General features: G+C 43.7%; 8 protein-coding genes. 3 read left to right on the forward strand and 5 right to left on the reverse strand.

All coding sequences use genetic code 11. The features are described from left to right. Positions 1-155: 155 nt before the first annotated feature. Positions 156-350, forward strand: a complete 195-nt coding sequence (locus QT974_RS27935) for a DUF2283 domain-containing protein (RefSeq protein ID WP_333471657.1) — start codon at positions 156-158, stop codon at positions 348-350. Positions 351-400: 50 nt separating this feature from the next. On the opposite strand, the gene QT974_RS27940 is transcribed toward QT974_RS27935, so the two are convergent. From QT974_RS27940 to vapB, 3 genes are all read right to left on the reverse strand, one after another. Next, on the reverse strand, positions 401-628 hold the full coding sequence (locus tag QT974_RS27940; protein ID WP_333259820.1) for a hypothetical protein: 228 nt from the start codon (positions 626-628) through the stop codon (positions 401-403). A 205-nt stretch (positions 629-833) separates the two neighbouring features. Further along, a complete protein-coding gene (locus QT974_RS27945) occupies positions 834-2,555 on the reverse strand; it encodes a hypothetical protein (protein WP_333471658.1) in 1,722 nt (573 codons plus the stop codon). Between the two features lie 166 nt (positions 2,556-2,721). Further along, a complete protein-coding gene (vapB, locus tag QT974_RS27950) occupies positions 2,722-3,078 on the reverse strand; it encodes a type II toxin-antitoxin system VapB family antitoxin (protein ID WP_333471659.1) in 357 nt (118 codons plus the stop codon). Between the two features lie 184 nt (positions 3,079-3,262). Between vapB and nadC the strand changes: the two genes are divergently transcribed. Next, entirely contained in the window at positions 3,263-4,120 is an 858-nt protein-coding gene (gene nadC / locus QT974_RS27955) for a carboxylating nicotinate-nucleotide diphosphorylase (RefSeq protein WP_333471663.1), read from the forward strand. Between the two features lie 105 nt (positions 4,121-4,225). Here nadC and QT974_RS27960 read toward each other — a convergent pair whose 3' ends face one another. Both QT974_RS27960 and QT974_RS27965 read right to left on the reverse strand, forming a co-directional pair. Then, positions 4,226-5,254 carry a C39 family peptidase gene (locus QT974_RS27960; RefSeq protein WP_333471660.1) on the reverse strand — a complete coding sequence of 343 codons (1,029 nt, stop codon included), beginning with the start codon at positions 5,252-5,254 and terminating at the stop codon, positions 4,226-4,228. Between the two features lie 243 nt (positions 5,255-5,497). Beyond that, positions 5,498-6,826 (reverse strand): M16 family metallopeptidase, encoded by a 1,329-nt coding sequence (locus tag QT974_RS27965; RefSeq protein WP_333471661.1) that lies wholly within the window; start codon positions 6,824-6,826, stop codon positions 5,498-5,500. Between the two features lie 305 nt (positions 6,827-7,131). Here QT974_RS27965 and QT974_RS27970 point away from each other — a divergent pair, with 305 nt between their 5' ends. Beyond that, on the forward strand, positions 7,132-7,659 hold the full coding sequence (locus QT974_RS27970) for a hypothetical protein (RefSeq protein WP_333471662.1): 528 nt from the start codon (positions 7,132-7,134) through the stop codon (positions 7,657-7,659). Positions 7,660-7,772: the final 113 nt, after the last annotated feature.

The following is a 7,772-nucleotide window of genomic DNA, read 5'->3' on the forward strand; positions in this document are numbered from 1 at the left end:
TTAATAATAAATTAAAGCTCTTTTCCCGCAACAACGGAAAAGGGCTTTAGTTTTTTGGGGAGTTATTAGTTATTATCTTTCTCACTCGGCGGTTGAAACCGCTTCTACACAAGCGAAGTCCGCCTTCGCGGACTGAAGAATAAGAGGTAAAATTTATGAAGATTAGTTATGATTCCGAAGTTGATGCTGTCTACATTAGACTTGTAGAAGGTAAGCATCAGTGTCGCACTTTACAGTTGACTGACGAAATTGCTTTGAATATTGGGGAAAATGAGTTATTGGTAGGGATAGAAGTTTTAGATGCTACACAGGTTTTAGGTAGTGGAAATATACCTAATGTGGTGAAGTGAAAATATAGCTTTTACTGTAGCTTAAATAGGGAAAGCGAACCTAGGGCATCTCACTCCTCAAAAAGAATTGAATCCAAAATTTCTGGGGTCAATCCTCGCGCTTGAGCATTCCGACTAATTTCACTCATTACCTCCTCTAGGGGTCTTTTGCGTCGAATTGCATCACTAAGTTTCAGGCTAAGTAATGCCTCTAATTTACGACGCTGTTCTTCAGAAGCAGCCTCAAATATTTTAGCAACTTCAGCATTAACGCGAATTGCGATCGTTTTGGTTTGCATGATGGTTGTGTGATGTTTTAATGACTGTTTTCAAATAAGCTAGAATTACGGGGGACTCGAACCATATTTTAACACAATCATAACCAGCGATCGCTCTTATTTTAGCAGTCAATAGTGGGCGATCGTCTTGCCTTTTTCTTTGCACCCATATGAGCGGTCAGGATACTGGTAGAGGCAGACCTTTTCGATGCTTCCATAGTTCTTCCTATTTTAGATACGAATTTGCCCATTTATAGCGATTTGAATCTTTACTGAGAAGATACTCTGCAACTTCTCTACGTTTATCCTTGTCTTTTGTCATTCTGACAATTCTTTCAATTTCGTCGTCGGTATCGTCAGCCCCACGTTCTGCTGCCAGTTTAAACCAATTATCACCCTCCTCATATTCACTTCTGTCGTAACAAATTGCTCCCATCAAGGTATAGGGTTGGTGACTATCAGGGTGACATTCTCTTGCTTGCGTTGCACAATTTTCTGCTTCATCTAGTTGATTAAGATCCCGAAAAGCCGCACCTCTAGTTACCCATAAAGCTGATTTTAGGTCAGATTCTTGTACTTTGTTCCAGTTCAAATTTTCTGTGACTTTTAGAGCTTTTTCAGGCTCATCTGCCTTACGCCAGTTACTACTTGCACTGGGTAACTTCCATTTATTTCCAGTTCGTTGATGTTCTTTTTCACAAAATATTGCTTCTAATCTATAGTAGGCTACCGCTATCTTTCCATGTCGAGCAAGACGACCTTCTTCAATTAATTGAATGACTTGTTTTGGGTCTAGTCTTTCCTCTCGCTCAAGTTTGAGCATAATTTCATAAAATGGGTCGATCGCTAATTGACCCACAATCTGATACTTGGTTTTTAATGCCTTGAAGTGGAGCTGTTTGGCAATATTTACTGTTTCAACAAGTCCTTGTTCTGACAACCACTGAATATCTTTTTCGGAGTCAATCAATACTTTCGACTCGCCCGAAGGATTTGAAGTTTTTGATTCACTAATCTCAAAAATTCTAAGGATTAAAAATAAACGGCTCGAAGGATCTGAGCTTTGATATTGAGTGGCTTTATATTTATTTTTAAGTTCCACAAAGAATCTTCTCTCCTTACGCTCTCGATCGATTGCAATTAACTCACTCAAGTTTTGCTGCTTCAACCATTCACATTCGCTAGGCTCTAGTTCTAATTCTGAATTTAATTTCCTCAAGATAGAATATAGTGGACTAGAAATAGAAGTATCTGGGTGAGAATCAATCTGATATTTACACTTTAGTTCTGAGAATTCAATTTCAGCGTTCCTTTCATTCTCCTGCTGCCAATAAATTTCCAGCGTTTCTTCAAAATCATGATCTAGGAGCCAATCAGCATCGGAGTCAAATAATTGTTCCTTCACGTCAAGCTTTTTCAGAATTGAATAGAGAGGCTCTTCAGGAAATTGGTTTAGATTATTCGTGGCTTTATAGGTAACTTTTAGTTGTGAAAAATACAGGATGTCCTGAATTAAAGTTATTGTGTCTACAAGACCATGATTATTTAGCAGCTCAACTTCTGAATCTGTAAACCTATACCCAGCATCTAATTTCCCAAGTATTGAATAGACTGGGCTGGAGATTGGAAGCTCTAACTGTTTTGGAATATGGTACTTAGTTCGCAGATGCAGGAATTCAGCTTCTAGCCTCTTCTTGTCTTCTGCTTGATATTGCTGTAAAGAAATGATTTCAACGGTTCCGACAAGGCGATTCTCTGTTAGCCATTGAAACTCTAGGTTTGTGACTTGAATGCCCAGGTCGGCTTTTCTCAGTATCAGATATAGGAAACTATCAGATACACCACTATTATACTGACTTACTTGATATTTTTGTTTGAGAGCAGCAAAGTGCCTTTTCTGTAGCTCACTATTATCCATACCTGCATCCATACCTGATGTGATATTCACGGCAATTAGTTAAGTCTATATGAGTCAGATGAACTGCCTTAAGAAGCTCAAACTCTTTTTGATACTAAGGTAAACCCATCCATTCCATCAAAGCACCAATACCCAACGTTGTCAACAGAATACTCGTCGTCGCAGCCACTATGGGTATCCAGTAGAATATTCATGTTTACATATAATCCTTTAAATCTTCAAGAGGTTCATCAAAATCATCAGACATCCAGATTTTACCTTTCCAAATTCCAAGTCCGCCTCGCTTGGCAGCTTTTTCCGTTTTAGGAGCTTCTTGGGCGTATCGGTTTACCATGTATTCCTTCATATCCTCAAGCGGCTCATCAAAGTCATCAGGTAGCGGTAGAACAAACATTCCTTTCATTGTTCCGGCAACTCGACGCTTCTGTATCGGCTTTTCTTGACTTAAGTTTTTAGCCTGCTTTTCGATCAAAAACTCAATATAATTAAGCACTTCTGTCTGAAGAGACTCCGGGAGTTCTGCTAATTTTTCTAAAATGACTGGCTGTATCATTGTTTCTACTCGCGATCGCCCCATCCACTCCATTAAACCACCAAAACCCAATGTCAGCAACAGAATAGCCCATTATCTAGCCCCCCGATCGCCCAAAATCGCACTCACACCACCATCATTCCGCAACTTGCCTAAAATTGTGCGATCGACTATCGTTCCTAGTAGCAGGAATCACAAAGAAAACATGAAAGCAATATTGCCACCTTGGATAGTTTTAGACTCGCTATTGCACAACTGGCTGCTAGAAGATATCGGTAGGGGCGATCGCACAACATCGGCCTTATTCCCCGCAGCCAGCATCCAGGGTAGCGCTAAATGGATTGTCAAAGAGGCTGGAGTCGTGGCTGGATTGCCATTTGCCGATCGCACATTTAAACTTTTAGACAGCAATCTCAGTTTCATCCCGCAAGTACAGGAAGGGAAACTGTGCGAAAAAGGAGAAGTAATTGCCGAGATTTCTGGTAATTTCGACGCGCTGCTAACGGGAGAAAGAGTAGCCTTAAACTTGGCAATGCGTTTGAGCGGCATCGCTACTTTAACTCGCAAATATGTTGACAAAATTGCCGATTTACCAGTGCAATTGGTGGATACCCGCAAGACAACACCGGGGTTGAGATTGTTGGAAAAGTACGCGACTCAAATCGGCGGTGCTTGCAATCACCGGATGGGATTGGATGATGCGGTGATGGTGAAAGACAATCATATCGCGGCGGCTGGGGGAATTGCCGAGGCGATCGCCCTGATTCGCGATTCTATCCCCTATCCGCTGACGATCGAAGTTGAAACGGAAACTTTGGCCCAGGTGGAGACAGCTCTTCAGCACAAGGCGGATATTATCATGTTAGATAATATGTCCTGCGATTTGATGCGGCAGGCTGTGGCAATAATTCGCGAAAAGAGCGATCGGGTGAAAATAGAAGCTTCGGGGAATGTGACTTTGGAAACTATTCGGAGTGTGGCGGAAACTGGAGTTGATTATATTTCAACTAGCGCTCCGATTACGCGATCGACTTGGCTCGATTTGAGCATGAAAATCAGTTGACAGTTGTCAGTTGGCAGTTGGCAGTTGACAGTTGACAGTTGACAGTTGAATGACTAATGACTAATGACTACTGACTACTGACTACTGACTACTGACTACTGACAATTACTTCGAGATAAAATGCACCCAAAAATTCCCATCAGCCATACAAACGCTGCGGATTAAGCGATAGGAATAGTGCAAGTAAGAACCGCTGACAGTTGTGTCATAACCCGTGGGGAACCATTCGCCATAGGGATCGTGAACGAAGAATCCTTCGCTGTCGTAGCCTGCGGCAACTATAATGTGACCGAATGACGTAAAGTATCCGTGGATGACAGCGGGATTTCCGCTAGCGAGCCAATCTTGAACGTCATCAATCGTTGCATTTTCGGTAAAGTAATCTTGAGCGCCGTAATCTCTAACAATTTTTGCTAAATCTTTGGGTTCCCACCGACTGTAACCTTTGTCGATCGCATATTGGTAGAGTTCATCTTCATATTGTCCGGTTTTTGTGCGCCGCGGCACTCTCAAAAAGTCCAGACACATCGCTATGGAAGTTACATTGCAAGCACCTGTAGGATTGTACAAGTTATCCATTTGCGATCGATAAGGAATGCCAAGTCTGACAGTTGGCGGATTCGGTTTGGGATACAGCAAAACGCTGTCTAGAGTAACCCGAGCGTGTCCTCCATAAACATACCAAATCCCTGAACCTTTGAAAGACTCGTTGCGGAGAGCAACTCTAATATGGCCGCGAATCGGAGCAAAAGCCAGCAGTTCAAACTCTTTTCCCGCTGGGATTACTTGTTTTTCGGCTTCCTGAAGTTGAGAAGACGCCAGCGGTTTTGATTTAAAAATGGTGTCTTTGAGGATTTTCAGGAGCGGGCGAGGTGTCGGAATGTCCGCCGGTTTGGCTTCGATCAGCTTTTGGGCTGTGACTGCTCCCAAAAAACCCGGTTCGCCGCACTTCATCAGGGTTTGAAATCGGTGGAGGGCGGCGGTAGAAAGAGGGCCAAAGATGCCGTCTACTGGAGGTTTCAGTAAACCTAGGTCAATGAGGCGACTTTGAATTTGACGGCTGAGTTCGTTGTCGGCAGCGATCGCCCTAGAATCATACCTAATTTTTGACTTGAGAAAGTTTTGTAATTTCATGATTCCCTGCACGCTTCAATGATTCCAAGTTTATCCTCTCAGAAATTTACGGCAATTTTACCGATCGTCCGCACCTTAAAGGCTTTGTATTCATGATTCGATACAAACCTTTAAGGCGACAGCCGATCGAACTTCACGCAGTATTCTAAAATCAAAGATGGCGATGATTTACCTTCTTTGTGCCGTTGCCAGTCTCCCGAGCTTAGGAATCAAACGATCGCGCCATTTAGCAAAAAGTCGATTTTATGCTTCGCTGGGGCGAATTACCACCACACCCATCGCGTCGGGAGATAGGTATTTGACGGCGGCTTCCCGGATATCCTCCGCAGTTTGAGCTTGGATGCAGGCTGCGTAGTTGAGGGCGGGAGCGATATCTCCTACCATTGACTGATAGTAACCGTACAAACTTGCTCGATCGCTCGGTGTTTCGTTACCGAAGATAAACCGATTTGCTACTTGGGTGCGGATGCGGGAAATTTCGGCATCTGTCACCAGTTCGGTTTGTAGGGTGCGGATGTGTCCGATGATGGCTGCTTCCACTGCTTCTATGTTTTCTGTCGCTAGTTGAGCAGAAATCGAGAATACACCGCCCAGCCGCTGAGTCATGTTGCTGACGGAAATTGACGAGACTAGCCCTCGATCTTCGCGCAAATCCTTAACCAACCGAGTTGTGCGCCCGTGTCCCAATACTGTCGCCAAAACGTCGAGGGCATAGGTTTCGGACATTTCCACGAAACCAGGCACCCGCCACATCACGATCAGTCGGGCTTGCTGAAGGGCTGAGTCTACAAATTCGCGGCGGACTGTTTCGGTAAATGGCGATTCTTGGCCGTAGTTGAGAATTTCGGATTCTGGGTGAAAGCTGCTGACAGCGGGCAGATTTATGGTGCTGTTTTTTGCTGTGCTTTTGGCGGCAAAACTTTCTGCGACAATTTCAATTAGTCGATCGACCGGCAAATTACCTACTGCGACTGCTGTCATCGCCCCTGGCTGGTATCTGCTGCTGTGGAAATCCCGCATTTGTTGGGCGGTAAGATTTTCGATCACGGAAGTCGGGCCGAGTACGGGTCGTTTGTAGGGTAGGACTTCAAAGGCTAATTGCATCGATCGCTGATAGGTGCGGCGGCGCGGATTGTCTTCCGATCGTCTAATTTCTTCCAATACTACCAGCCGTTCGCGATCGAAGGCGTCGTCGGGAATGCTGGCGTTGAGCAACACATCGACTTGGAGGGGGGCTAGTTCGGCAAAATCTTTAGGGGCTGTGGTGATGTAATAGTTCGTGTAATCTTGGCTGGTGGCTGCATTGGTGACAGCGCCGCGTTGTTCGATCGCCCGCTCAAATTCTCCACTCTTGATGCTGGGAGTTCCCTTAAAAATCATATGTTCTAAAAAGTGCGCCATACCGTTGATTTCGTCGGATTCGACGGCTGAGCCTAGATTCATCCACACGCTGAGGTTCACAGCATCAACCGGCAAGTGTTCGGCGATAACCGTGAGACCGTTGGGGAAATGGCGCACTGTTGGAGCGTTCAGTGGCGATCGGGAGGAGGCTTTGAGTAGGGTTGATGTCATTTCGCTTTTAAATTGATCTTGTTCTCTATATCTTAAAGTGCTTTTAAGAAAGTCATCAGCGATCGGCAGGCGATCGACTGTTGGTTGGTGCCCCGTGGGAAGTGGTGAGGGGGTGAGGGCGATCGGGAAATGTCAGACATAACATATTCTACGTAGACATGATATAATCTCTACAGTCGAAACTTGTTTACCAATTCCTAAAGAGTGTAATTGATAAACTTGGAGTTTTTTGTAACTCAGGGTGCTCAGATTTAGCGACGTTGATATTTATGTAGGTTGTCAAGTCAATCGAGCCAAAAAAAATCATGAGCCAAAATTCTCGGAAATCTAATCACCCTAAATTGGGTTTTCTTTTAGGTCTTGCTATTGCTTTAGTAATACCAAGTCTAGCTGCTTCTTCACCTGCGGCACCTCCAAAACCTACTACTCGTACAACCGAGGAATTTCGCTGCCAACTAATATACGGAAATAAAGCAGAAAACTCTGATAACTTAATTACTATTGGCAAGCGCACTGAGGAACCTACGAGCCGTTTTAAAATTTACTATTCAGATCCCAGATCCATTACCTGTAAAATCATTAATAACCCAGGTGAACTAAAACTAGCTTACGGTTTACCTGACAACTCTAAGTTGATTCGTGTATCTGTGAAGATTTATGTGGATGGTGAACTCAGAAAAACTTTGGATTTTGGTCGTGGCGAGGCTATACGTGAGTCAATAGATATTACGGGTGCGTCGGGGTATACCATCGATTACAAAGTTATTTTGCCAAAAGAACAAGGATTTGTCATTGGCGGAGATTATTATATCTATTTTTTGCCTAAGTCCTGAGTTTTTTTAGGTGGCTGTAAAAGATAGAAAATTAACATGGGCTGAGCAGCTTAATATTAGATATCTTGCAAAAATCAAAATGTATATGTAGGGGCGTAGCATTTGGGCGAAAA

Origin of the sequence: Microcoleus sp. BM001215392 (assembly GCF_036700185.1) — a bacterium.
Taxonomy (GTDB): domain Bacteria; phylum Cyanobacteriota; class Cyanobacteriia; order Cyanobacteriales; family Microcoleaceae; genus Microcoleus.